Source organism: Paenibacillus sp. DP01 (assembly GCF_044784315.1).
GTDB lineage: Bacteria > Bacillota > Bacilli > Paenibacillales > Paenibacillaceae > Paenibacillus > Paenibacillus polymyxa.
The window spans coordinates 5,191,910-5,218,306 of the sequence record NZ_CP173059.1 but is presented as its reverse complement, the minus strand read 5'-3'; the positions used below and the strand labels follow the sequence as shown (position 1 = coordinate 5,218,306).

The window sequence follows — 26,397 nt, the reverse complement described above, 5'->3', positions numbered from 1 at the left end:
AAAAGAGGAGTACAATTTCTATCTGTTGATAGCTAACATGATTGGTAATAAGTGATCAGCTAACGACAAAAGAGCGGACATTGGGAGTGTCTCGCTCAGTAGTAAAGCAGTTAATTAAAATTTAAAGCTAAAAAGAGGAGAGAACAAAATCATGAAAAACGTAATGAAAAAAGTAGCAGTTTCTAGCATGTTGGCAGTTAGCTTAGGTGCAGTATCTTTGTTGAGTCCACTTGCAACAGGTCAAGTAATGGCGAAATCCAGCTCCGATGACGAAGTACAGCAATTGGAAGACCAAATCATGAGAGAACAACAAGAAGCAGCGCAAAAAGCATTTGAAGCTAAGTACTTCAAAACTGAAACTACTGAAAGTGCAGCAACTACAACACCTGCTCAATCGACAACAGAGAACAACAACCAAACAACAACTACAAAACCAGCAGCAACTACAACTGAAACACCAGCAACAACTGTAAAAACAATCACAGTAAATGTTCAAGATGGCGACACACTGGCTTCTATTGCTGAAAAATACGGTGTAACTGTCGAAGAACTGGTTAAAATCAACAACCTGGTTAAAGCTGGCCAAGAACTGCAAGTGCCACAAACAAACACAAATAAATAATTAACATTATAAACTGTTTTATAAAATGTATTTATTAAACCAAGCGTTTGACTATAGTATACGGGAAGGCCTCTATTAAAACAATGCTTTTTTTGAATAATTATTTGTAAAATTGCTTGTTTTTTTGGGCTGCAAATTTCCAATGGTACATCTATCTTAATTTCAGATAGCTTATAAGTTGAAATGATGTTAGGTGTATGAGATTTATGAATACCCACACTCCATGTGCGGAGCATTCGTATGGACGCCGATCCCCCGGATTTATAGCATTTTCTTGATTGTGTTCGGGGCACAGGTGAACATGAATTCTTCTGAGGATTGTTTCGCCCGGTTTTTCCCTCATTTTATTTCTACATTTTAACCATATTCATATATAGCTGTTTAATGATAATGAAGCGCTATTCCCGAGAATAACTGGAATGGCGCTTATTTTATTTTTTCCTCTAAAGTTGGGAGTAATGTTTGACGATAAATACTCACATGTAATAGGCTGGATTATGAGGACTTATTTGCCTCTGCATTTTATGTTGTTGCATATTAATGTACATATAATGGGGGGATTTTTGTCCGTTGAATCTTCCCCTCTTATACTTTTACTATGATAACGAACAAAATGTGGAATTGTGTTAAAACTAAGAAAGAGTTTTGAAATATTTGCTAGACGAGGCTCTTCACTATAAGTTAATGTAAGGATAATAGTAATTAAAGACCGGAAATTGGAAAGGGGCGCTACAGAGGATGAACTTGGATAACTGTCCTCGCTGTGGGAAACTGTTTATTATGAATGTTAGGGGAATCTGTCAAAACTGTATTAAAGAAATTGAGGTTGAATACGAGCATTGTGTCAAACATATACGTGAAAATAAAGGTATTCATATGCACGAGCTTTCGGAAGCTACAGGTGTCTCTGTTAAACAAATTACGACATTTATACGTGAGGGACGTATTTCCATTGCTAATGCGCCCAATATGACGTATCCTTGCGAGGTATGCGGGATACCGATTCGTGATGGGCATATGTGCGATTCTTGTCGAACACGTCTGACTAAAGACCTGAATCAGGCCATACGCGAAAGTAGTAATCAGGATCAAAGTAATAATATGGGCTCAGGTACCTACAGCGCGATGGATAAACTTCGCGGAAACTAGTACAGGGGAATTAAATACGCATTCAGCTATTCAAAAAGTTTCAAATACCGCCGATAATCTTTATAGAGCTTATCGGTTTTTTTATTTTAGCAACCATGCCCAAAATAAAGAAGTAAGGCATAATACGAACCATGTTCGACGCTATGTCGTCTGATACATTCTGACCATATCAAATTACTAAGGAAGGTGGAAGTTATGAAAATTAACGAGACCAACCGCATCGGAGCTATTAATCCATATCAGCGAAATATTGAAACAGGACGCCAGGAGGAGCTTAAGAAGTCCCGCCGTAAGGACGAGGTTTCCATTTCTCCAGAAGCAATGGAAATGCTGAACCGCAGCAGTGATGCAGACCGCGTTAAGAAAATTCAGGAGCTTAAGCAGCAAGTAGCTTCTGGAACCTATCGTGTGGATGCCGATAAAATTGCAGAGAAGCTATTACCTTTCTTTAAGCAGTCTTCCGAAAGTTAGGTGAAGGAATATGCCTTTAGAGCGTTTGATGGATGTGCTGGAGCAGCTTAGAGAGGCGCACGAGCAGTTGATTGCATTAGGAACTCAGAAAAAAGAAGCACTGATATCAAATAAGGTTGAGCAACTCATACAAGTCATGAATCAGGAATCGAAGATGTCCAGACACATTGAACAGCTGGATGAACAACGCCTGCAGGCAGCGTATGAATTTTTGCAGGAACGTGGTATTAAATCCAAGTTGAATCTTAATATTACGGAGTTGTCTCGTCTTGTGTTCGATATAGAAGATAAGCAGCGCCTCCTTCAAATTCAAAAAAATCTTGCAGATACGCTTGGAGAATTGAAAAAATTAAATGAGTTGAATCAACAGCTCATAAAACAGGCGCTTTCCTATATTGATTTTTCCATTGAGAGTATGTCATATTATGCGGAATCTGAAGCGGTTTATCAGCGTCCAGCTGACAAAAGCACATCAGCTGTACGGGCGGGACTATTTGATACACGCGCCTAATTGAAGGAGGAAAATATGGTCTCAACATTTCATGGTATAGAAACAGCAAAAAGAAGCTTGAATACACAAACGGCGGCATTAAATACAACTGGACACAATATCTCAAATGCCAACACAGCGGGTTACTCCAGACAAGTGGTTAGTATGAAGGCCTCGGAATCCATGGAAGCCTATGGTTTAAACCGTTCCGTTGTACGAGGTCAAATGGGTACAGGGGTTGAATTTACTGCTATTGAACGTGTTCGTCAGACGTTTCTGGACGATCAGTATCGTAGTGAAAGTTCCTCTCAAGGTGGATGGGACATTCGTTATGACACGTTGAACAAGCTCGAGACCATTATGAATGAGCCCTCAGATACAGGTATCCGTAAGGTCATGGATAACTTTTGGGATGCATGGTCCGATCTGAGCCAAGATCCTCAGGATGTCACAAATCGCAAAATTGTAAAAGAGACTACACTTGCTCTGACAGATGCAATGAACCAGGCCAGCAAGCAACTAGATGCACTCAGTTCTGATTTGACTAATAACGTTACATTAAAAACATCCGAGATGAATTCGTTACTGCAGTCTGTAGCGGACTTGAATGGTAATATTTATAAATTAGAACAGCTTGGGGATAATCCAAATGACTTGCGTGATCAGCGGGATTATGCAGTTGATAAGCTGTCCAAGCTTGCGAATGTGCAGGTGACTCAACTGGATAACGGTTATCAGGTAACTGTGGCAGGACAGATAGCTGTAGCGGGTACAGAGGTAACTGCTATTACGGCGGCTGGTCTTGAGGCTGCATATCAAGGTGGAGCTTTAACTGGTGGCGAAGTGTACGGTATGATTTTATCCAGAGATAAATATGTAGCAGATTACAAAACCCAGATGGACCAGTTAGCTAATACATTGGCAAATGGTAACATTGAAATTACTTTACCCGCAGGTACAGTTCTACCTGAGGGAACGGTACTAAATTCAGGTGTCAACAACGCAGCAGTGACCTACTCAAATGCGAATAACAACAGAACCTTGACCACGGATTTGAAAGTAACTGTTCAAGGAATTAATGGACTTCATCAATTAGGTTACACACTCAGTGGTACGACACCACAAAAAGGTGGGGCGTTCTTTACTTCCAAAGATGGAGCTGCTATAACAGCAGGTAACATTACGCTGAATAAGGATATTCAAGATGATCCCAATAAAATTGCCAGCTCTTTGCGTGTAGATGGAACGGGGACGGCCAATGAGAAGGTAACCGTGGGTAACAATGCTTTGGCATTGTCTATGGCGAGCCTGAAAAATGTAAAGTTTGGCTTTAATACGACTCAAGCGCAAACTACCACTGTAGATGACTTTTTCAGTGCAATTGTTGGGCAATTAGGTGTCCAAACTCAGGAAGCAGAGCGTCAATCACAAAATGCACAGCTGTTAACTGAGCAAGTGGACTTAAACCGCCAATCCGTCAGCGGAGTGTCACTGGATGAAGAAATGTCAAACATGATTAAGTTCCAACATGCTTACAGTGCGGCTTCCCGGTTCATGACAACTTTTGATCAACTATTGGAAAAGCTGATTAATGGTACAGGCCGCGTAGGTCTCTAGTATAATGAGAAGGTGGAGTAAGCCATGCCAATTCGAGTGACTTCAGGGATGACTAATATGCAACTGCTCAGTAACCTGAATCGAAACAATAATAATATGGGTAAAATGGAGAATCAGATTTCGACTGGTCGAAAGTTGAATAAGCCTTCAGATGATCCAGTAGGGGTAACTTATGCGCTACGTTACAGAGCCGAGTTAGCTTCTAATGAACAATACAAGACAAACTCAGATGCAGCTGTTAGCTGGTTAGATTTCACTGATACAACCATGCAACAAGCCAGTGATGTGATGAAGCGTCTTAAAGAGCTGACAGTTCAGGCTTCAAGTGAAACACTTCCTCAATCCGGCTTGGATTCGATTAAACTGGAAGTTGATCAGTTAAAAGAACAAATGATGAATATTGGTAATAGCCAGCTTCGTGGGAAGTATGTTTTCAATGGACAAAATTATGATCAGATGCCGTATCAGCTATCTGCTACGGTAACAAGTTATGATCAGATTAATCCGGATCAAGGCGCGGTCAGCTATGCAGTTGGAGACCAAGATGCATTTCGGGTAAATACGTCCGGTAGCGATTTTTTTGGGAAATCGACAGATCCTGATAATGTTTTTAAGGTTATGGATGCTATATCTTCTGCACTAAGTAGCGGAAATAGTACGGCAATATCGAGCCAACTTTCAGGTATTGAGTCCCGCTTTACTAAAATGCAGACAAGTTTGTCTGAAGTGGGTGCACGTACGAATCGGGTTGAACTGATACAATCCCGTTTGGAAGAGCGGAATTTGAATTTGACGACACTTCAAGCTAAAACGGAAGATGCGGATGTTGCTAGTCTGATGATTCAAGCTACATCTGCCCAAACCATTTATGAAGCCGCCCTGAAATCATCAGCTAAAATCATGCAGCCATCCCTGATGGACTTTATGAGCTGATTTTTATCTTTGACCTTTATAATTTGAAGCTATGGACGAGTGGTCCGTAGCTTTTTTGTTACTATATATAGGAGGAGTTACTTATGACCCCAGAACAGAAATTAGATGAAGAGAACCAAGAGAAAAATACTAGTCTTTATGTGTTTCCAAAAGGAATACCAGGATTTGAACAACTTCGGGAATTTCAGCTACAGGAGCATAATGAATTATTTAGTCTTTTCAGTGCAGTAGAGCAGCCTGCAACTATTTTTATCACCGTAAATCCATTTGATTTCTTTAAAGATTATGAGTTTGAGCTATCTGATGATACTCTGGATGACATAGGAATTACCAGTCAAGAACAGATAGCAGTACGATGTATCTGTACATGGAGTAGTGACCAGTCCAAAACAACGGTTAACTTGCTTGCGCCTTTAATCTTTAACATTGAACAGCGTATGGGGAAGCAAATTGTTTTGCAGAATACTGACTATAAAATTAAGCATCCATTATGGAATGGAACAGAGTCCAGCAAAGGTGGTGAGTCCTGATGCTGGTATTAACGCGTAAAAAGGGCGAGTCCATTGTAATTCAGAATGATATTGTCATTACAGTTCTTTCTGTTGAAGGAGATACTGTGAAAATTGGTATTTCTGCCCCTAAGGATATTGATATTTACCGAAAAGAAGTCTTTGATGCTATTCAGCAAAATAATCAAATTGCTGTTATGGATTCGAATGCTATTCAAAATGCAATGTTGGAAATGGATAAGAGAAAGTCCTGATTAAACAATAATAGTAGTGCGCATTCATTGATAAAGGCCGACGTGAGTAAAGTGTCGGCCTTTGTTTAGCTCATAATAAGCTGTCAGGTTTGCCTTGGATAAGTCGCCATTATGTGAAAGTGTAAACCGATATAACCGAGTACGTAAACTTCTAAGAAAATATTCAAAAAAAATCTGGAATGCTATAAACAATTCTAACTTAAGGGTCGATATATAGTTTAGAGCGGTAATTCTTCAGGGCGGCCGACCTGTGAAGACGCTTATACCACAAGGACGTGGGAATCAAACCATTTCAGGGAGGAAATTTAAAATGATTATTAATCACAACTTACCTGCAGTAAATACACACCGTAACATGCAATTGAACAACACGGCAGCAAGCAAAAACATGGAAAAATTGTCTTCAGGTCTGCGCATCAACCGTGCAGCTGACGATGCTGCTGGTCTCTCCATTTCCGAAAAAATGCGCGGTCAAATCCGTGGTTTGGAACAAGCACAACGTAACGTTCAAGATGGTATCTCTTTCGCACAAACAGCTGAAGGTGCAATGAACGAAGTTTCCTCCATGCTGACTCGTATGAAAGAACTGAGTGTTCAACAATCCAATGATACTTACAGTGCTGGCGATAAATCCAACATCAAAGCAGAACTTGGTCAATTGGGTCAACAAATTGATGCAATTCTTTCCAACACTAAATTCAATGGTATCGCTATTTCTGGCGGAACAGGTGTGAAAATTCAAGCTGATGATAGCCTGTTTACCATTACTATTAAAGGTATCAGTTCCGCTGGTTTCCGTGGCCTCAAATCTGATGTAAAACTTTCTGCTACAACAGCTGCAATTGAAGCGGTTGCTAAGCAACGTGCGAACCTTGGTGCTATGCAAAACCGTCTGGAATACACTTCCAACAACTTGGGCACAACTGTAGAAAACCTGACAGCTTCCGAGTCCCGTATTCGTGATACTGACATGGCAAAAGAAATGGTTGCTCTGTCCAAAAACAACATCTTGCTGCAAGCTTCGCAATCCATGTTGTCACAAGCAAACTCCGCTCCACAAGGCGTATTGTCGTTGCTGCGTTAATTTTAAACGACAGCCGTTACAAAAGAAGATCCTGCTTTTGCAGGATCTTTTTTTGTTTTATTTTAGTTTTTTCGTAAATAATTGCACCTATTTACCGATATATAATGTATTGGCTTTCAAATATAGAGCGGTTTTATTGTGTGAAAAACTACTAATGGAGGTTATTCTATGGACTCGATGATCCCCCCTAGCACCGGGAACCTGTTGCCGGTTCAGTCATCAGCAGGAATAAAACGTGAAGCCCCTTCAGATATCAAAACAAATTACGCTGCTACACAAGATGCTGTCCTCAATAAAGGTGGTGCTGGTCAGAAACAACCGACACATGAAGAAGCAGTGTTGGAGTTACAGAAAGTAATTGATGCTATACAAGGTCCACAGAAGATGTTTGAGATCTCTGTGCATGAAAAGACACATGCAATCATGATAAAAGTGATGAATAAGGAAACCGGCGATCTGATTCGTGAGGTACCTCCCGAAAAAATTCTGGATATAGCAGCTAGAATGATGGAGATTGCAGGAATTATTATAGATAAAAAAGTATAGGGGGATATAAAATATGGTAACCAGAATAAGTGGTCTTGCCTCAGGCATGGACATTGATGCAGCAGTCAAAAAGCTGATGACTGCTGAGCGTGTACCACTCGATAAGATGAATCAACAAAAGCAGCTGATGGAATGGAAACGAGAAAATTATCGTGAGACTAGTACTAAAGTTGTTTCATTTCTACAAGATAAACTGACGATATTAAGCCGTACTGCTTCAATGAATCCGCAGAAAGTAACCGTAACGGGAAATAGTGACGCGTTGACTGCATCGGCTTCATCGTCTGCCAGTGGAGTATTGGATATCTCGGTAACCAATCTCGCTACTGCCGCAAGATCTGTCTCAGACAGCTCATGGTCTGAAAAGGCAAGTACTGAGCTTGCCTTTGCCGATGGGGTAGCTCGTACGGTTCAGGTTGGTGGGGCCACTATTGATGTAGATGCAAACGAAACGATTGAGTCGTTTGTCAAAAAAATTAATGATAACAGCAAGACAGGAGTAACTGCCCTATACGATCCCAAATCTGGTTTGTCATTAACTAGTAAGACTACGGGTTCCCAAGCATTCAATATTGATTCTCAAATTAGTAGTGAGTTTAAACTGTCTTCAACGAACGGTACCGATGCTTTGCTAAAAGTAAATGGACTTGAAGTCAAAAAGTCATCAAATAATTTTACCATTAATGGCATTGATATTACGCTGAAGGCAGCCGGTGGTGCTGCGACAAGGATCGAAGCTACCAAAGATACGGATAAGATCGTCGAAAATATTCAAAGCTTTGTCGATGCATATAATGATGTTCTCGCTACACTCAATGGCAAGGTTGGTGAGGAGAGATATAAAAAATACGCTCCGCTTACGACAGAACAAAGAGCCGCTATGAGTGATGATGAAGCCAAGCTCTGGACAACCAAGGCCAAGAGTGGCATGCTTAGAAATGATCCTATCCTGCAGGATACATTATCCGAGATGCGTAATGCCATGATCCAAGGTGTAGATATCGGCAGAGTTGATGAAAATGGTAAGAATAAGCCCTTAATGATGTCTGAGCTTGGGATCACTACGGGTACGTATGATACCAAAGGTAAGCTTATTTTGGATGCAGACAAATTGCGTGCAGCGGTTGAAAAAGATCCAGATGTTGTCTCGAATTTTTTTGGGAAACAGGACCCAGGCACCTTATTAACTAATAAATATACACAACAAGATGGTGTTCTTGCTAAACTTAAAAAGATTTCGAATGCCTCACTTCAAAGAATGGCCGATACAGCTGGTACTTCAAAAGTGAGTAAGGATCTAACATCCTCATTTCTTACTACGAGCACAATGGGAGAGCAATTATCGAGTCTGGATCGTCGAATTAGTGACATGACTAGCCGTCTAACAATGATTGAAACTAACTATTACAAAAAATTCACCGCGATGGAAACGGCAATCAGCAAGTATAATAGTACATCTTCGAATCTTACAGGCATGTCGTCATAAAGGAGGTTTAATAATTGATCAATACACCCTATCAGAAATACCGGCAGACTCAAGCGCAAACTGCTTCCAAGCCTAAACTGCTAATTATGTTGTACGATGGGGCTATTCGTTTCCTTCGTGCGGGAATTGAGGGGATAGAGAATAAGGATAATGAGAAGGCAAATAATAATTTGTGTAAGGCGCAAGCTATTGTACACGAGTTGATATCTGCGTTGAATTTTGAGTATCCAATATCCCATGATTTATTGCGATTGTATGAATATATGCTGCATGAACTGATCGAGGCGAATGTCCACAAAATAGCCGCTCCGGCACAAGAGGTGCTGGAACATTTGACTGACCTACGGGAAGCTTGGTTGGAAGCCATGAAAATGCCTGGTGTAGTTGGTAGTGTGTGATGGCAGATTCTAATATGCAAGCACTCCTTGAAGAACTGCAACATAGGACAGAAGCAGTATTGTCTAACCTTCTGAATTTAAGTGAAGAAGAATTCGAACAGTTTGCTGATCAAAGACAACGTATTGTAGAGCAGATGCAGCCCTATCAACTATCGTTAACGGAACATGATAAACAGAAAATTCGTAACATACTAAGCCACGATTCTGTAATTCTGCAGCGTATGCGAGCACTTAAGGATGAAGCAGGCCACTGGATGGAGAAACGTGGAGCCATTCGTATACAGCAGCATGCATACCAGCAAGCTTATTCCGTAGATAGTTTGTTTATCGATCATCGAAAATAAAAGGTACTTGATGGAACGTCAGTCCTGCCCCCCATTGATTTAGAATGGGGGGATTTTTTGTGAAAAGGTTCATTCCATTAAGAGTAAATCCGATATACTAATTAACAAATCTTAATGCGAAACGGTGGTATTACCTTGTCTCAACTACAAATAAACCATACAATTCTAGAGCAAAGGTTTCCTCATGTTGCAACCCATTTAAATAGTTTGCCGAATAATGATTTATCTATACCTCTGTTTACTGAGTCTTTTGAAAGGGATATCGCTTGGCTCAATGCTGTTGATGGATCTATTGGGAATGGAAAGATCATTTTTGTATATGGGTTTGAAAGGGGGCTTAGTATAGCTGATCTCCTCGAATTGTACCCCAACCACTGGTTGTTTGTATACGAGCCGGATGAGCAGCTGTTTAGGAAGGCTGTAACGGACTATGACCTCAGTCTTTTATTGGGACATCCCAATTTGTACTGGCTAGCCGTTGGTGATTCTCAGCTCGATATGATGTTTCATATGCTGAGCAGTTACATGATGGAAGATTTAGTGTTTATTGCACTGCGTAAGTATCTAACCGATGATATGAGTATGCTACGTGAAGTAAAGGGAAAATTTCAGGAGTACCGTCAGAACTTTATGATAGATAAACATACAGAGCATCGTTTTCGAGAAGAATGGACGAGGAATTTTCTATATCATCTATCTGATGTATTATACACCCCCTCCATTGAACGGCTTTTTCATGCTTTTGAGGGTGCAACGGTGATTGTTGTATCATCAGGCCCATCATTACAGGAGGATATCGAATGCCTGAAAAAATTACGTCCGCATGTACTGATTATTTCAGCAGGCTCCAGCATTCAGGCATTGATAAAGCATGGAATACAGCCTCACCTGGCTGTCATTATGGATGGACATCCAGTCAATAAAAAGATATTTGCTTCTTCTGCAACGAGGGAACAGCCCTTGCTGTTTACCTCCTCATCTTATTATGAGATTTCGGATCAGAATTCCACAGAAAAAATTCATAGTATTATGAAAAGCGATGCTGTATCCCAGTATTTCCTAGAACTCAGTAAAGAGGAGCTTTTTATATCGCCTACAGAAACAGTCGCAGGAACAACTATTCAAGTAGCAGCCTGTCTAGGGGCTAAACGGATTATACTTGCAGGCCAGGATTTGTCTTACCCTGATAACAAATTCTACGCAGATGGAATTGAACATTTTGCAGCCGAAACTACAAATAAGAAAGTGCAGGAAGCACTTAAAAAAGTGCTAAATGTAAAGGGGACATATAATACTACAGACGAAAGCTTCTCCCTGATGAAGGATGGACTCGAAAACCTCATTAAGGCCCTTCCGAAAATCGAATTCGTCAATTCAAGCTGTAATGGTGCAGTGATTGAGGGTGCTCCTTTCAAGCCTATGGAAGAGATGCATAAATTGTTAGCATCAGAATCTGTTGATCCTGATGCAATAGCCGATTTGATAAATGAGAAAAATATTGCTGCTGATATGAATAAGGTGCAGGATGTCAGAGATAAGTTGTTAGCGACACGTGAGGACCTTTCCAATGTACGTTCTGAGATTGCAGCCATTCACAAGCTTATGAATAAATTACGCGAGTTTAGCCGGACTAAACCAGCAAAGGCTCAAAACATGATGGAATCCATAGAGCAAATGTGGGGATTGATTGCCAACAGGGAATGGTTCTCACCTATATTTGAGTCCATTATGCCTATCGAAATTGCGCGTTTTGATCAGGTGCTCCCTGTGATTGTGACAGAACATCAGTTGACTCGTAAGTCTGATCTAATCTATGAGCATCTAGGTAAGCTATTACAGGATATCACAATCCAAATCCCAATACTTGAAGAAATGTTTTCCGAATCTATTCGCCGTTTAGATAAGAAAATAAATAGCGATGCAGTGATCCATAAAGATATATAAATTAATTCGTTTTACACTCCGGAGGTCATTATGTTTACCAACAAGATTGTACTGGTTACGGGCGGCACAGGTTCGATTGGAAGCGAAATTGTACGTAATATTTTATCGTATAACCCTAAAGCCCTACGGATTTTTAGCAGGGATGAGAGCAAGCAATTTGATCTGCAGCAGGAGTTAAAAGAATATACGAATATCCGTTATCTAATCGGTGATATCAGGGACAAGCAAAGACTGAGTTATGCTATGGAGGATGTGGATTATATTTTTCATGCTGCTGCTCTCAAACATGTGCCTGCATGCGAATATAACCCTATGGAGGCAGTGAAAACCAATGTTATTGGTGTACAGAATTTAATTGAGACGGCTATTGAGCATAATGTAGAAAAAGTAGTAGCCATCAGCACAGATAAAGTGGTAAACCCAACGAATACGATGGGAGCTACGAAGCTGCTATCCGAACGTTTGATTTCTGCCGCCAACTTGTACAAAGGGAGCAAACGTACCATCTTCTCCTGTGTCCGCTTTGGAAATGTTATGGGGTCCAGAGGCTCTGTAATTCCTTTATTCCGGGATCAGATTGCTAAAGGGATACCCGTGACGGTCACACATGCAGAGATGACTCGGTTTATGATGTCTATTCCTCAGGCCGCTCAATTGGTCATAGATGCAGCGCATTATTCGCAAGGTGGAGAGGTATTTGTACTGAAAATGCCGATTCTTAAAATTACGGATTTGGCCCAATGCTTGATCGATTCGTATGAAGAGGCGGTTAATAAACCCTATGGTGGAGAAATCATTGAGACCGGAATCCGGCCGGGAGAAAAGCTATATGAGGAACTCATGACGCTTGAGGAATCGGAAAGAGCGTTGGAGAATGGACAAATGTATATCATTCCTTCGTTATTTCATACCGCAGAGCAAGATTATGAAGGATTTCAAAGGGCAATTCGTCAAGAATATTCTTCGATGACTGCACCACAGATTTTCCCGAAAGCCATTCGGGAGCTTATTGAACAGAACGGATTGGGCTTCACAAAAGGTATTGTATGATGAGCAATCACAAATGTCTGGCGATTATTCCTGCGCGGGGGGGATCAAAAGGTTTACCTGATAAAAACATAAGATTGTTACATGATAAACCGCTCATTCAATATAGCATTGAAGCCGCGCTGAACAGTGGTTGTGTAGACGAAGTTATAGTTTCAACGGATAGTAAAAAGATTGCTCATGTGTCAGGTCAAGCCGGAGCGGCTGTTCCGTTTATAAGGCCCGATGAACTGGCTACCGATGAGGCTAAAAGCATTGATGTATTGAAGCATGCAGTTGAATTTTATGAGCAGACGCAAAATCAATTTTTTGATGTTATTATGCTGCTGCAGCCCACATCTCCACTGCGAAATGCTATGGACATTAAAGAAGCATATAAAATATTTTTAGATCATCAGGCTGATTCACTTCAAAGTGTCACTTTGTCTGAAGTGCAACCCTATCTACTAAGGGAAATGGATAACGGTCGGCTTACGCCCTACCTGAAAGGTGAACGGGAGCATTTGAGGAGACAAGATCTCAAAGAACTATATGCTCTAAACGGAGCCATCTATATCGTAAAAAGAGATCTGTTGATGAATAGTGACACTCTGGTTGGTCCCAATAATTGTGGTTACATTATGCCTAAAGAACGATCTGTTGACATAGATGACGAGTTTGATTTAAAAATGGCAGAGTTTTTTTGGAAAGAATCCAATCACAAAGAATCCTTGCAGTAGGAGGGAGGAATATAACATGAAAAACCTCTTATCAAATCATGAAAACTACCCCATCTATATTATCGCGGAGGTAGGAGTCAATCATAACGGATCATTGGAGCTTGCATTCGAATGTATTGATCAAGCGATTTTATGCGGTGCCGATGCAGTAAAATTCCAAACCTTTAAAAGCGAAAAGCTGGTAACCAAGTACGCCCAGAAGGCTAATTATCAGACAGAAAATACCAATTCGGCTGAAAGTCAACTAGATATGTTAAAACAGCTGGAATTGAGCTTTGAGGATTTTGTCCTTTTGAAAAAGTACTGTGAGGATAAAGGGATAGATTTCCTTTCCACACCCTTTGACGAAGAAAGTGCTGAGTTTCTGGATTCAATTCAGATTGACGCATTCAAGGTTGGATCAGGCGATATGAACAATATCCCCTTTCTCCGGAAGCTTGATAGCTATGGGCGTCCAATTATTCTATCCACCGGGATGTCCAATCTGGATGAAATTAGAGAATCGTTAGAAGTAATCAAAAAAAGTGATGTTCTATTGCTGCATTGTACTTCCGACTATCCCGCACCATTGGAAGATGTGAACCTACTGGCCATGAAGACTATTTCTACAACTTTTGAAAAGGTCACAGGATATTCGGATCATACGGCGGGTATCGAGATCGCTGTCGCGGCTTCAGCACTGGGAGCGAGAATTATTGAAAAGCATTTTACATTGGATCGAAATCTTCCAGGTCCTGACCATAAGGCTTCACTGGAGCCTGCTGACTTTTCAAAGATGGTTCTTGCGATTCGAAATGTGGAGCAGGCTTTAGGGGATGGTGTTAAAAGGTGTATGCCTTCCGAGGAAAGTACCAGAGCGGTTGCAAGAAAAAGTATTGTGATGGCAACATCCAAAAAGGCAGGCCAGCAATTAACTCAAGAAGATCTGGTCATCAAGCGCCCAGGCAGTGGAATAGAGCCTAAATATTTTGGTGACTTGGTTGGTAAGCAGCTTTTAAAGGATGTACATGAAGATAGTTTGTTATCATGGGATGATGTGCAATGAAAAAAGTATTGGTGATTACCGGAACGCGAGCAGATTATGGGATATATTACCCGGTTCTGCGGGCTATTGAGGAAGAACATACTCTGGAGCTCCACCTGTTGGTCACAGGAATGCATTTATCTCCACAGCATGGTTATACATTAGACGCTATCCAAAAGGACGGTTTTCGTGTTTCTGCTAAAGTAGATTGCCTGTTACAAGGAACCACTCATGCCAATATGTCTCGTTCTATTGGAATAGCAATCATGGGCATGACGCAAGCGATAGAAGCTTTGGAGCCAGATTTCGTCGTTGTGCTAGGAGATCGGGGAGAAATGCTTGCTGCTGCGATTGTATCCTCTCATATGAACATTCCGCTTGTTCATTTGCATGGTGGCGAGGTATCCGGCACGATAGATGAGTCTGTTCGACATGCAATTAGTAAGCTGGCTCATATTCACTTTGTGGCTACACATGGAAGTGGAGAGCGCCTGATCAGGCTTGGCGAACAACCGTGGAGAATTCATGTAGTCGGTGCTCCAAGAATTGAAACGATGATGAATACACCCCTGCCTGAGCTAGAAAAGACGAAACGTAAATACGATCTGAATATAGATAACGACTATGTGTTGTTTGCCTATCATCCTGTCACCACGGAAGAAGCGGATATGCACATCCTTGGTAAGATGATGGAAGTTCTCTTGGCTGGGGAGAATGAGGTAATTTGTGTGATGCCTAATTCGGATGCTGGAGCTGATGCGATTGTTGATGTATATCATCGGTTTGCTGCAAGAAAAGGGATGCACCTTGTAACTAGTTTTGAACAACTTGATTATCTGACGATGTTGAAAAATGCAAAAATTTTAATTGGAAATTCTTCATCGGGGATTATTGAGGCAGCCTCCTTTCATGTTCCAGTCATTAATATCGGAACTCGTCAGACAGGCAGAGAGCGTTCTGCGAATACCATAGACATCGCGGCTGACGAGGCTGAACTGATATCTGCCTTGGAATATGCAAAGTCTGAACCTTTCCAACAAATCGTTAAAGCAGCTGACAATATTTATGGCAGAGATAACACAAGTTCTCGCATCGTGGATATATTGAAACGAACCTCCAAGTCAGAGCAGCTTATCCAAAAGACTATTACCTATTAAGGGGGAGCGGCCTTGAGCTATATTGTTTTTGGAGCAGGAGGACATGCCAAGGTCATCGTGGATATTTTACGGACTAGTGGTGAAGAAATTATTGGAGTTCTGGATGATCACTGCAAAGAAGAAACATGGAACGGATTGCCGCTCTTGGGGGGATGTAATCAGATTGATCAACTAGCATCTCTGCATCCAGAGGCGCGGTTCCTTGTAGCGATCGGAGATAATACAACCAGATGGAAAATGGTAAGCCAATTTAAAGCCGCAGGAGTCAAATTTGGAACTGCTATTCACCCAAGCGCCGTAGTCTCACCTAGCTCTTTTATTGGCGAGGGTTCGGTAATTATGCCAAATTCAGTGATTAACGCTGACGCGTATGTCGGCGAGCATGTCATTGTGAATACGGCAGCTACTGTAGATCATGATTGCAGAATAGAAGACTTTGCACATATTTCCCCAGGTGTACATATGGCTGGTGGCGTCCAGATTGAGCGCGGTGCTCATATCGGAATAGGTGCAAATCTTATCCCAGGTATCCGTGTAGGGTGTAATACTCTTGTCGGTGCCGGCTCATGTGTCATCCGTCATTTGCCAGACAACGTCACAGCTGTAGGTTGTCCGGCCAAAGTAATCAAATCTGATAACGATAAGGGATGAAACGAAATGTCCAACCGAGACAGAATTTATTTATCTTCCCCACATATGGGCGGATTAGAACAACAATATATCGCAGAGGCTTTTGAGACCAACTGGATTGCTCCACTGGGCAAAAATGTAGACGCATTTGAATCAGAGATGGCAAGTTATTTGGGATGTGGAGGCGCAGTTGCCCTAAGTTCTGGGACAGCAGCTATTCACTTATCTTTGATACTGCTTGGTGTGGAGAAGGATGATATTGTTTTTTGTTCTTCGCTTACCTTTGTTGCCAGTGCTAATCCGATCTTGTATCAAGGTGCAGTTCCTGTCTTTATTGATTCAGAACCAGACAGCTGGAACATGTCCCCTGAAGCGCTTGAAAGAGCATTCAAGACTTATGCAGAAAAGGGAAAGAAGCCTAAAGCGGTAGTGATAGTCAATTTGTACGGACAGAGTGCAGATTACGATCGGTTGAGAAAAATATGTGATTATTACGAGGTGCCGATTGTAGAAGATGCTGCAGAGTCGCTGGGAGCGACTTACGGTAAGCATATGAGTGGAACACTTGGGAAATTCGGTGTCCTTTCTTTTAATGGAAATAAGATTATTACTACTTCAGGCGGGGGCATGCTGGTTTCAGATGATTTAGAGGCTTTAAGCAGAGCGAGACATTACGCAACTCAGGCGAGGGAAAAGGCGATACATTACCAGCATGAGGATGTAGGCTTCAATTATCGTCTCAGCAATGTCCTGGCTGGTATAGGAAGAGGGCAGCTTCGTGTGTTGGATGAGCGCATTCAACAGAAACGAGAAATTTTTGAAAAGTACAGCTATGAGCTATCAGGAATTAATGGAATACAATTTATGCCGGAAAAGAGTTTGGGTAAGTCTACTCGATGGTTGACAACAATGATAATAGACTCTGAGGTTATTGGTAAAAGCGTTAGTGATTTAATAGGGTATTTAGGAAAAGATAATATTGAATCTCGACCAGTATGGAAGCCGCTTCATCTTCAACCACTCTTTAAAGATGCCGTGTATTTTGCTCATGAAAGTGGCATGGATATTAGCAAAATATTATTTGAAAGAGGAGTTTGTTTACCCTCTGGAACAAATATGTCGGTGGATGAGCAGAGCTTTGTTATTAATCAAATAAAGGCTTTTTTTCGATGAATTATAATATTGAACTCAATTAACACAGCTATGTTTTGCATAAAAAGAGTACTTACTCAGACATTATCTTTATGATGCTTATTTCGGAAGAGGTGTAGAATTTGATTGGTAAAGCAAAGGTAGTTATTTTTGGTGCAGGTGACGGAGGACTTCGTGTTCATTATCTATTAAGTGATGAATTCGAGGTTATTGCATTTGCAGACAATGATGTATCTAAACAAGGCTCCAAATTTTTGTCCAAACTGGTTGTTTCTCCTAATGAAATCTGTAAGCTTGTATTCGATTATGTAATTATAGCGAATATTCATGGAGAATCAGTTTACAAGCAGCTCACTGAAGAGTTGTCGATTGAGAAGGGGAAAATTATTGACTATTTTATGAGTTTGAAATTTGATACTAGGCTGGCCCTATTACGGCAAATTGCTGATGAAATAAATGAGTGCGGAGTAAAGGGAAGTGTAGCAGAGCTAGGTGTGTTTAAGGGGGAATTTTCTAAGTATATTAACCGGGTTTTTCCTGATCGTCAATTATATTTATTTGATACCTTTAGCGGTTTTGACCAGAAGGATATTGATAACGAGAATAAAGGGGATTTTTCGAACTCGATTGCAGGAGAATTTTGCAATTCTGATGTGGACTTAGTTCTGAATAAAATGATGTATAAAGAAAATTGTATTGTGAAAAAAGGTTATTTTCCAGAGTCAGCAAGTGATGTGAATGAAACTTTTGCATTTGTGAGTCTTGATGTGGATTTATATCAGCCAATTCTGGAAGGATTGAAATTTTTCTATCCTAAGATGTCAGATGGAGGATATATTATAGTCCATGACTACAATAGCACTCGATTTCATGGTGTAAAACAAGCGGTTAGAGAGTATTGTAGAGAACATGGTGTTAAGTACACACCTATAAGTGACTTATGTGGTAGTGTCGCCATTATGAAGTAATTTGAGTATTGATTTATGGGGGATGACAATAAAATGAAAAAAAACAAACTATTAATCCTCTCTGATTTAAATCTAAATCCAATGGTTCGTTTTCTAGAGGGATCTTTTGCAGATTTCACGCTAGAGGTAACTGAGGCCCCTTACAATCAAGTAAACCAGGTTCTTATGGATTCTGATCACTCTGTATGGTCGGAAAAAAAGGATATGTTGCTTTTATGGACAAGCCCTGAGAAAGTAATTCCTTCTTTTAATAAACTAGTGGATTATAAGGAAGTTAATATCGGTGATGTCCTTAATGAAGTCGACCAATTTTGCGAGCTTATTATCGGGGCTGAGGGAAAAGCCAAACATATTTTTGTTGTGTCTTGGTCCCTCCCACCTCATTACCGTTGGATACAATCGATGACACTAAAGCACAATGTAGGATTAAGTAATGTGCTTATGCAAATGAATCTACGTCTTTCAGAGCGACTACAAAAACATGATCATGTTATTATTCTTGATTCTTCTTATTGGTATGCAGCAATTCAGCAAAAGAGCTATGATGCTAAAATGTATGCACTTGGAAAAATTCCGTTCTCACGCGACTTTTTCCTCTTTGTATCCAATGAACTAAAATCAGTCATTAGCGGACTATATGGACAAAGTAAAAAGCTGATTATCTGTGATCTTGATAATACGCTCTGGGGTGGGGTGATAGGTGACGATGGCATTGACAACATCAAACTAGGAGGGATAGATCCAGTTGGTGAGAGCTTTAAACTTTTTCAGCAAGAATTGTACAGATTAAGTAGTCGAGGTATTATTTTGGCTATTTGCAGTAAAAACAGTGAATCGGTAGCATTAGAAATGATAGAACAGCACCCAGATATGATACTGAGAAAAAAGGATTTTTCTTCAATTCGAATCAATTGGAACGACAAAGCTGCCAATGTGGTTGAAATTGTAAAGGAGCTCAACCTAGGTCTGCAATCTGTTGTATTTCTAGACGATAATCCATCTGAAAGAGATCGTATCAAGCAGGCACTTCCAGAAGTATATGTACCTGACCTACCTATTGATGTTACTCAATACCCTGTTTTTATTAGCAGGCTGGATTGTTTTGAGACTCCTGCTATAACTTTGGAGGATCGTAAACGAACAGACTGGTTCAAACAGGAGCAAAAGCGAGAGTCGATAAAGTTAAACGTAGATTCATTGGAAGAATGGCTGCATTCACTTGAAATCAAGCTGACTCCACATAAATTAGATAAATTCTTACTAACACGTGCTGTGCAGCTAATGAATAAAACGAATCAGTTTAATATGGCAACCCGCAGGTTTACGATCGAAGAGTTTTGGTCTTGGAGTGAACAGCCGAATAATCATGCATTCTTATTTGAAGTGGAAGACAAATTTGGAAATGCAGGTTATACAGGTCTGATTTCTGTTTCATGTGATGATGTAGGTCAAGCTGAAATCCATGATTTTGTTATGAGTTGTCGTGTCATGGGCAAAGGGATTGAGGAAGCAATGCTATATTTAGTTATCAAGCATGTATCTCCCCATAATATTAAGGCTACGTATATAAAAACAGAAAAGAATAAACCTTTTTATGACTTTATTTCAAAGAAGTATAAAGATGTATCCAAAAACAATGAATTAAATCTAGGAGAGATATTTCAACCACATCATATCTTACTTAAGGAGTGCTCTTTTTGAATAAATTTGAGTTGGTTCAAGTGATAATTTCTAAAATTATGAATGTGTCTGTCGAAAAAGTGACGTTGGAATCGGTAAAAAGCGACTTTGAAAGTTGGGATTCACTCAATCAATTGAATTTAGTGATGGAACTTGAAGCTAATTTTAATGTGTCTATTCCCATTGATGAAATAGCTAATATAGATTCCGTACACAATATTTTAAACATTTTGAATAATATTCATAATTAATAATTTGTTTGAAAAGTCATGTAGAGAATATAACGCATGAAAAGGAGGGAAGAAGCTATTGGAAATTGTAAAATATAAAGATTCTGATTATGAGTCGCTGGTTGCGTTTATGAGAATAAATTGGTCCCAAGAGCACGCTATCTATAATAAAGAATTGTTTGATTGGCAGTATCGGATTGACGAAAACGGTCTATCGGAAAGTTTACTACTGATCGACAAGGGTTGTATTGAGGGATTCCTTGGGGTCATTCCTGGTAAGTATAGTTCTAACGGAGAACAATATAAAGGTATCAGTTTCGCTATGTGGATTGTATCAGAAAAGTATAGAAACAGTGGCTTGGGTATTATGCTTATGAAAGAAGCTGAAAAGTACAATTCGGTGTGCTTGACCTTGGGTTGTAATTTTCAAGTGGTGCCTATGTATGAGCGTATGGGATATTCTTATTCAGATCACTTGAACCGTTATGTCATTCCACTTGATGTGAATGGTTATGTAAAATTACTAAAGGACCCGGCTGATCAAGCAAGTATTAGTCAATGGTTATCGGATGTCGAGGGAAAATTAATACATTCATACAGCCCAATACTCAATATTACGGGTGAGGAGTTAGAGCGATTATACGTTAAAAGTATTCAACATCGCTTCTCACTTTCGCAGTACCGTAGCGCCTCCTTTTGGGAATGGAGATATATAAATAGCGCGGGCTATAAGTATTTATTTTTCGGGGATTCCACTGCCGAAGGGATTGTAGTTGCACGCCTAGATAGAGTATATGCTCCAGAAGAGAGTATCCACGGCACAAAAGTGTTAAGGATTATAGAAATCATCCCAGCTAATGCTGATGTTTGGGAAGGAATAGCAGATCATCGCTTGATTGAGATGGTATCCGGGGTTTTGTCATGGGCTCGAAACCAAGGGTGTGTAGCCGCGGATTTTCAGTTAAGTTCAAATCGTTTAGAGCATGTTCTGGAATCTATCGGTTTTAGAAAACAAAATATAGACTACACACCAAAGGAATGTGGATTGGCAGGCCTGTTCCAGCCTTTTCGTTATCGTGTTAATCCTATTAATTTTGTATGGAAAATTAAGAATAATGAAGGTTATTTTCAAAATACGGAAGTGAATAACATGTACCTTGTTAAAACTGATGGAGATATGGATCGTCCTAACATCTGGCCACTTCCTAAAGGGTGGAATAATAATGGGTAATATTGCTGCGATGTATCACTATGTACGTGAGAAAAAGGGGTGGGATGGGATTGTTCCCTTGCATCCCCATGATTTTGAAGAACAAATAGATTTAATTAGCAAGACACACCGAATTATCTCGTTAGACGAGATTGATAGATTTAATTCGGAACCATGGTGTGTACTAACGTTTGATGATGGTACAAAAGACCAATATACGTTTGCCTTTGACATCTTGAAAAGAAAAGGAATTCCTGCATATTTCACAGTCATGTCTGGTCCACACCTCACGGGTAACGTTCCATTAGTTCATTTGGTACATACGGTACTCTCTTTCAAATCCGATGAAGAGTTATGGGAATTATTGAGTGGGACATATGATACCAGCGGTGTGGAAGAGGAGAGCCAAATCTATAAGTACGAAAAGAAGAAACTCCGCAGATACAATAAATTTATGCTTAATTTTAAATTATCTGTTACGGAAGCAACTATCTTTCTTGAGTCTATTTTTCAGTCCTTATTTCCCGATAAGCAAAAATTTATAAATGATTTTTATATAAGTACAGAAGAAATAGTCGAAATGAGCCAGGCAGGAATGACTATAGGTGTGCATGCTCATAATCATATTCCTTACAATGGCGATCCACAGGAATTCTATGATATTGAAATCGCTCCTTGTAAAGATTGGCTGAAGAGTGTTTTAGGTATAAACCCGATCTGGTATACGCCTGCTTTTGGTGGTGGAGTCAACCAAAAGTTAATGTTGGACAAACTAACTCCTGTTCTAGTACAGAATGGATTTGTTGGTGCTTTCAGTACAAGAGAAGGAGGGATTTCGGACAATAGAGAGTTTTGGATGGACAGAATAGACTGTATACGTCTGCCTCCTCTAGGGACATCATCGTATTTGTGATCTGTGGGATGTGAATGGGGAACGAACTACTATGTTGGTTCCTTGTGTTTTTTATTCAAAATTAGAGTTGCTTTTTGGGCATGAAAGGGGAGAAGAGGGGCTGCCTGGCTTTTTAAGCCTAAATGCGGTTTCCTTTGGTAACTCCTAATTATAAAAAGAAAAGGGGTTCCTGATGAGCTATTCCGAGGTAACGCTTGAAATAAAAAAAATAATGTCGAATGATAAATTATCAAATGTGGAAGTATACAAATTACTGGATCATGAACTAACCAAATTAATTGAAAACTTTGAAAGTATAAATTCAAATTGTCGTCAAGTGATAGTAACTGAAATCGAACAAACAATATCAGATTATAAGAATTGGGGACTATATTTAACGTCATTTTTGCTTAGCTGTACAAAGAAACAGAGTTTTTTGAATGATATTTTTGAATATATGGAAAAAGAAGAAAGGATAGATGTGCTTCATTTTGTTTACTGGCAAATTACGAGCTTTCTTTTTACTACTCCTAAATTGAAAACAGAGCAAAACACTAATAAACTGAGAAGGATATATCGAAAATATTTTGAGTATTTTAATAGTCAAATTGCAAACGAGGCGAAGTGGATTCCTTATGAAGAACGCAACAAAGATCTTGTAGTTGTTGTAGCCGGACAGGTGCTTTCTATGTTACATAGCCCAACACAAGTAGCGTTAGATCATTGTAAAGCTTTATATAATCTCAAAAAAAATGTTTTCCTTATCAATACCGCAGACATGCCCCGCTCTATAGCCACGCCTTATTTCGGAGCTGTCCTATCTAACTATGTTGAGGGGTACAATCAAACTGACAAGCTAATGTATGAAAATTTAAGTGTTCCATTCTTTCAATGTCAAAAAGAAATGCCAAATGGCAGTCAAATAATGGAGCTTATGCAAATGATATTGCATTTAAAGCCGCTCTTTGTTTTATCCATCTCAGGCTCCAATCTAAGCTCCGACCTATTCTCTAATTTTGTGCCCGTAATTACTCTGCCATTGGCTTATGATCTCCCCATCTCAGAGAGCACATTTTCAATTTTGCCCAGAAAAATAAACACAGCAGATTTGAACACATTAAAAGAATTAGATAGGTCTCAGGAATCAGTTGTTGAAAGTGTGTTTACTTATAAATATACGCCTCCGCAGACTAAAATGCATAGAGAGTTTTTTGGGTTAGGTGAGGATGATTTTGTATTGGCCATAGTAGGTAATCGCCTTGATATAGAGCTAGATGATTCTTTTTTAGTAGAGCTGGACGATCTGTTGAAAAGTAATGATCACACACGCATCATGTTTATAGGTGAACTTAAAAATTATAAAAAGGTAACGAGTCAGTATGTCACTCTTGAAAAAAAATCTGTTCATGTCGGAGTTCAAAAGGATTTAGCAGCTGTGTATGAACTATGTGACGCGTATTTAAACACAGTTCGATCTGGAGGCGGTACTTCTGCTGCCATTGCTTTACGTCAAGGGCTACCCGTTTTTACATATGCCTTCGGAGATGTTGCTCATACGGCAGGAGAGTACTATCATATTAACAGTTTTGAAGATGTGAAGATATTTATGGAAAATTGGGAAAATCCTTCATTTAGGGAACGCGAAAGATCTATAGCGATAAACAGGGCGAATGAAATTTTTGATAGTGAAAAGGTTATGAGAGAGATCATAGAGACTATGACTAAATCACCACACTTTTATTAAGTTGCAGGGGGTTCACCACATAATTTGCTGAAATGAGAGATGATAATGATAAATTTCAATGTACCGGCAATCGTAGGTAAAGAAGAAGAGTATGTCAAAGAATCATTTTCTAGTGGACATCTTTCGGGGGATGGAGAATTTACGCGTTTATGTGCAAACTGGTTTGAGAGAACTTTTGATGTGAAAAAAACATTAATAACGACTTCTTGTACACATGCTCTGGAGATGGCTGCTATTCTCTTGGATATCCAACATGGTGATGAAATTATCATGCCATCCTATACGTTTGTATCCACTGCCAATGCATTTGTTTTAAGAGGAGCTAAGATTGTATTCGTGGATATTCGACCTGATACTATGAATATTAATGAAGATCTTATAGAAGATGCGATCACAGATAAAACAAAAGCAATTGTCCCAGTGCATTATGCTGGAGTACCTTGTGATATGGATAAAATTTTAGAGTTGGGGAATAGGTACAATTTAGCAGTTGTGGAGGATGCAGCACAAGGGATTCTTAGCGAATATAAAGGAAGGAAACTTGGTACCCTTGGTCACTTAGGGTGTATCAGCTTTCACGAAACCAAAAATGTACATTGCGGGGAAGGTGGCGCTTTATTAGTTAATGATGAAACATTTATGGAAAAGGCTGAAATAATACGTGAGAAAGGAACAAACCGATCTAAATTTTTTAGAGGTCAGGTAGATAAGTATACTTGGGTTGACATAGGTTCTTCCTACCTCCCTAGTGAACTGAACACTGCATTTTTAATGGCACAACTTGAAGCCTCAGAAATGATTACAAAGAATAGATTGGTTAGCTGGAATTTATATTTTAATCTATTACAACCTTTGTGTGAATTAAATTTGATCGACTTACCATTTATACCTCTTAATGGTACACATAATGCTCATATGTTTTATATTAAAGTAAGAGATTTAGAAATAAGAACCGAACTATTAAGTTTTTTGAGAAGACATGAAATCATGGCTGTTTTTCATTATGTACCGCTTCATAGTTCCGAGGCAGGATTAAAGCATAGTTCATTCACTGGTGAGGATGTTTATACAACTAGAGAAAGCGAGCGTTTAATTAGATTACCTCTCTATTTCAATATAAAAGAGTCAGATATAAATATTATTGTAGATTGTATATACAATTTTTTTCGACAGTATAGTTGGAGGGATTTAGAATGCTGAAGCTTTTGCATTGGGATTCTATTTTTTTTGCTATGAATATGGCGGAAGTATCTACTACTTCGGAAGTTTCAAACTCATATTTTAAACATGTTATAGAAAAGAATAAATTAGATTTTATACAAGCACTTTGTGAAATTGATGATATAACGACTATTCATTTTCTCGAAAATGAAAATTTCCACATAGCAGATACGAAAGTGACATTTGAGACTACAATCGAAACTAACGTACACAGTAAAAGTTCTCTTGTATTAGCTACGGAGCATGACTTTCCTATTTTACAAAATATGATGACTGGATTATTTAAAGATAGTAGATATTTTTGTTATCCACATCTTTTTGATAAAGGAAAAGTGGATGAGTTATATAAACTCTGGGTGAAAAAGTCTATTACTGGTGCGTTTGATGACTATTGTCTTGTCATTAAATTAAATGAAGAAATTCTTGGATTCGTGACAATTAAAGAAGATTTAATAGATGGAAAGGCAAGAATAGGTTTATTAGGAATTGATTTGAAACACCAAAACAATGGAGTAGGCACGAAGTTACTGACAGAATTAAAGAGATTTCTTGAAAGTAGGCCGATTGAACAAATAGTAGTTTCCACACAAGGTCGAAATTATAGTGCATTAAATTTATATATAAAGTGTGGCTATAGAATTCAAAAAATGGAAAGTTGGTATTACTGGACAAGGGAGTTGAAAGAAAGGTACAAATGAAACTTCCTAGCTCCCCAAGATGACAGTGTTCTCTTTGTATGATGAGGGTGCTGATCAAGGCTAGTTCATAGATTCACCATAAGATCTTCTAAGACGAAAGCTTAGAATAAAGGATAATTAAGTCTTTTATAGAAATAGTACATCATTCACAGTAATTATTTTCAATCTATGAATAATT

Annotated in this window: 28 protein-coding genes; all 28 read left to right on the top strand. The window is 39.4% G+C overall.

From position 1 onward, the window contains the following. Positions 1-151 precede the first annotated feature (151 nt). The 28 genes from ACH59B_RS22985 to ACH59B_RS22850 all read left to right on the top strand — a co-directional run bounded on the left by ACH59B_RS22985 (position 152) and on the right by ACH59B_RS22850 (position 26,219). Positions 152-622, top strand: coding sequence for a LysM domain-containing protein (locus ACH59B_RS22985; protein ID WP_263560875.1), 471 nt, complete (start codon positions 152-154; stop codon positions 620-622). A 738-nt stretch (positions 623-1,360) separates the two neighbouring features. Beyond that, entirely contained in the window at positions 1,361-1,771 is a 411-nt protein-coding gene (locus tag ACH59B_RS22980) for a TIGR03826 family flagellar region protein (protein ID WP_017427114.1), read from the top strand. Positions 1,772-1,966: 195 nt separating this feature from the next. Beyond that, positions 1,967-2,242 carry a flagellar biosynthesis anti-sigma factor FlgM gene (gene flgM / locus ACH59B_RS22975; RefSeq protein ID WP_016822917.1) on the top strand — a complete coding sequence of 92 codons (276 nt, stop codon included), beginning with the start codon at positions 1,967-1,969 and terminating at the stop codon, positions 2,240-2,242. Positions 2,243-2,252: 10 nt separating this feature from the next. After that, positions 2,253-2,753, top strand: a complete 501-nt coding sequence (locus tag ACH59B_RS22970) for a flagellar protein FlgN (RefSeq protein WP_017427113.1) — start codon at positions 2,253-2,255, stop codon at positions 2,751-2,753. 15 nt (positions 2,754-2,768) lie between these two features. After that, positions 2,769-4,349, top strand: coding sequence for a flagellar hook-associated protein FlgK (gene flgK / locus ACH59B_RS22965; RefSeq protein ID WP_017427112.1), 1,581 nt, complete (start codon positions 2,769-2,771; stop codon positions 4,347-4,349). 24 nt (positions 4,350-4,373) lie between these two features. Then, complete coding sequence (gene flgL, locus ACH59B_RS22960) at positions 4,374-5,282, top strand: flagellar hook-associated protein FlgL (RefSeq protein ID WP_017427111.1); 909 nt, start codon at positions 4,374-4,376, stop codon at positions 5,280-5,282. An 83-nt stretch (positions 5,283-5,365) separates the two neighbouring features. Next, positions 5,366-5,812, top strand: coding sequence for a flagellar assembly protein FliW (locus ACH59B_RS22955; protein WP_017427110.1), 447 nt, complete (start codon positions 5,366-5,368; stop codon positions 5,810-5,812). Continuing rightward, positions 5,812-6,045 carry a carbon storage regulator CsrA gene (csrA, locus tag ACH59B_RS22950; RefSeq protein ID WP_017427109.1) on the top strand — a complete coding sequence of 78 codons (234 nt, stop codon included), beginning with the start codon at positions 5,812-5,814 and terminating at the stop codon, positions 6,043-6,045. Before ACH59B_RS22955 ends, csrA begins: the two co-directional genes overlap by 1 nt. Before the next feature lie 310 nt (positions 6,046-6,355). Then, positions 6,356-7,129, top strand: coding sequence for a flagellin (locus ACH59B_RS22945; RefSeq protein WP_017427108.1), 774 nt, complete (start codon positions 6,356-6,358; stop codon positions 7,127-7,129). Positions 7,130-7,297: 168 nt separating this feature from the next. Further along, a complete protein-coding gene (locus tag ACH59B_RS22940) occupies positions 7,298-7,675 on the top strand; it encodes a flagellar protein FlaG (protein ID WP_017427107.1) in 378 nt (125 codons plus the stop codon). A gap of 13 nt (positions 7,676-7,688) precedes the next feature. After that, on the top strand, positions 7,689-9,161 hold the full coding sequence (gene fliD / locus ACH59B_RS22935; RefSeq protein WP_318300738.1) for a flagellar filament capping protein FliD: 1,473 nt from the start codon (positions 7,689-7,691) through the stop codon (positions 9,159-9,161). 14 nt (positions 9,162-9,175) lie between these two features. Further along, the gene (gene fliS, locus ACH59B_RS22930) at positions 9,176-9,559 is read left to right on the top strand and encodes a flagellar export chaperone FliS (protein WP_017427105.1); all 384 of its coding nucleotides are present in this window, start codon (positions 9,176-9,178) and stop codon (positions 9,557-9,559) included. Next, the gene (locus tag ACH59B_RS22925; protein WP_017427104.1) at positions 9,559-9,903 is read left to right on the top strand and encodes a hypothetical protein; all 345 of its coding nucleotides are present in this window, start codon (positions 9,559-9,561) and stop codon (positions 9,901-9,903) included. Before fliS ends, ACH59B_RS22925 begins: the two co-directional genes overlap by 1 nt. A 135-nt stretch (positions 9,904-10,038) precedes the next feature. Then, a complete protein-coding gene (locus ACH59B_RS22920; RefSeq protein ID WP_052237010.1) occupies positions 10,039-11,847 on the top strand; it encodes a motility associated factor glycosyltransferase family protein in 1,809 nt (602 codons plus the stop codon). Positions 11,848-11,877: 30 nt separating this feature from the next. Then, positions 11,878-12,897, top strand: coding sequence for a UDP-N-acetylglucosamine 4,6-dehydratase family protein (locus ACH59B_RS22915; RefSeq protein ID WP_017427103.1), 1,020 nt, complete (start codon positions 11,878-11,880; stop codon positions 12,895-12,897). Continuing rightward, the gene (locus ACH59B_RS22910; RefSeq protein WP_026065432.1) at positions 12,894-13,613 is read left to right on the top strand and encodes a cytidylyltransferase domain-containing protein; all 720 of its coding nucleotides are present in this window, start codon (positions 12,894-12,896) and stop codon (positions 13,611-13,613) included. Before ACH59B_RS22915 ends, ACH59B_RS22910 begins: the two co-directional genes overlap by 4 nt. A 16-nt stretch (positions 13,614-13,629) precedes the next feature. Further along, the gene (gene neuB / locus ACH59B_RS22905) at positions 13,630-14,658 is read left to right on the top strand and encodes an N-acetylneuraminate synthase (RefSeq protein ID WP_017427101.1); all 1,029 of its coding nucleotides are present in this window, start codon (positions 13,630-13,632) and stop codon (positions 14,656-14,658) included. After that, a complete protein-coding gene (gene neuC / locus ACH59B_RS22900; protein ID WP_017427100.1) occupies positions 14,655-15,794 on the top strand; it encodes a UDP-N-acetylglucosamine 2-epimerase in 1,140 nt (379 codons plus the stop codon). Before neuB ends, neuC begins: the two co-directional genes overlap by 4 nt. 12 nt (positions 15,795-15,806) lie before the next feature. Beyond that, positions 15,807-16,445, top strand: a complete 639-nt coding sequence (locus ACH59B_RS22895) for an acetyltransferase (protein WP_017427099.1) — start codon at positions 15,807-15,809, stop codon at positions 16,443-16,445. Positions 16,446-16,451: 6 nt separating this feature from the next. Further along, entirely contained in the window at positions 16,452-17,597 is a 1,146-nt protein-coding gene (locus ACH59B_RS22890; protein WP_017427098.1) for an aminotransferase class I/II-fold pyridoxal phosphate-dependent enzyme, read from the top strand. A gap of 101 nt (positions 17,598-17,698) precedes the next feature. Next, on the top strand, positions 17,699-18,544 hold the full coding sequence (locus ACH59B_RS22885) for a TylF/MycF/NovP-related O-methyltransferase (protein ID WP_017427097.1): 846 nt from the start codon (positions 17,699-17,701) through the stop codon (positions 18,542-18,544). Between the two features lie 33 nt (positions 18,545-18,577). Next, positions 18,578-20,245, top strand: coding sequence for an HAD family hydrolase (locus tag ACH59B_RS22880; protein ID WP_017427096.1), 1,668 nt, complete (start codon positions 18,578-18,580; stop codon positions 20,243-20,245). Then, a complete protein-coding gene (locus tag ACH59B_RS22875; RefSeq protein WP_017427095.1) occupies positions 20,242-20,475 on the top strand; it encodes an acyl carrier protein in 234 nt (77 codons plus the stop codon). The genes ACH59B_RS22880 and ACH59B_RS22875 overlap by 4 nt, the downstream gene beginning before the upstream one ends. 58 nt (positions 20,476-20,533) lie before the next feature. Beyond that, positions 20,534-21,685 carry a GNAT family N-acetyltransferase gene (locus ACH59B_RS22870; RefSeq protein WP_017427094.1) on the top strand — a complete coding sequence of 384 codons (1,152 nt, stop codon included), beginning with the start codon at positions 20,534-20,536 and terminating at the stop codon, positions 21,683-21,685. Continuing rightward, positions 21,678-22,577, top strand: a complete 900-nt coding sequence (locus tag ACH59B_RS22865) for a polysaccharide deacetylase family protein (protein ID WP_017427093.1) — start codon at positions 21,678-21,680, stop codon at positions 22,575-22,577. The genes ACH59B_RS22870 and ACH59B_RS22865 overlap by 8 nt, the downstream gene beginning before the upstream one ends. Before the next feature lie 172 nt (positions 22,578-22,749). Next, positions 22,750-24,300: a multimeric flavodoxin domain-containing protein gene (locus ACH59B_RS22860; RefSeq protein WP_318300736.1), complete on the top strand. Its 1,551-nt coding sequence runs from the start codon at positions 22,750-22,752 to the stop codon at positions 24,298-24,300. A 45-nt stretch (positions 24,301-24,345) separates the two neighbouring features. Then, positions 24,346-25,500: a dTDP-4-amino-4,6-dideoxygalactose transaminase gene (rffA, locus tag ACH59B_RS22855; RefSeq protein WP_404302750.1), complete on the top strand. Its 1,155-nt coding sequence runs from the start codon at positions 24,346-24,348 to the stop codon at positions 25,498-25,500. Continuing rightward, complete coding sequence (locus tag ACH59B_RS22850) at positions 25,494-26,219, top strand: GNAT family N-acetyltransferase (protein WP_318300734.1); 726 nt, start codon at positions 25,494-25,496, stop codon at positions 26,217-26,219. The genes rffA and ACH59B_RS22850 overlap by 7 nt, the downstream gene beginning before the upstream one ends. Positions 26,220-26,397 lie beyond the last annotated feature (178 nt).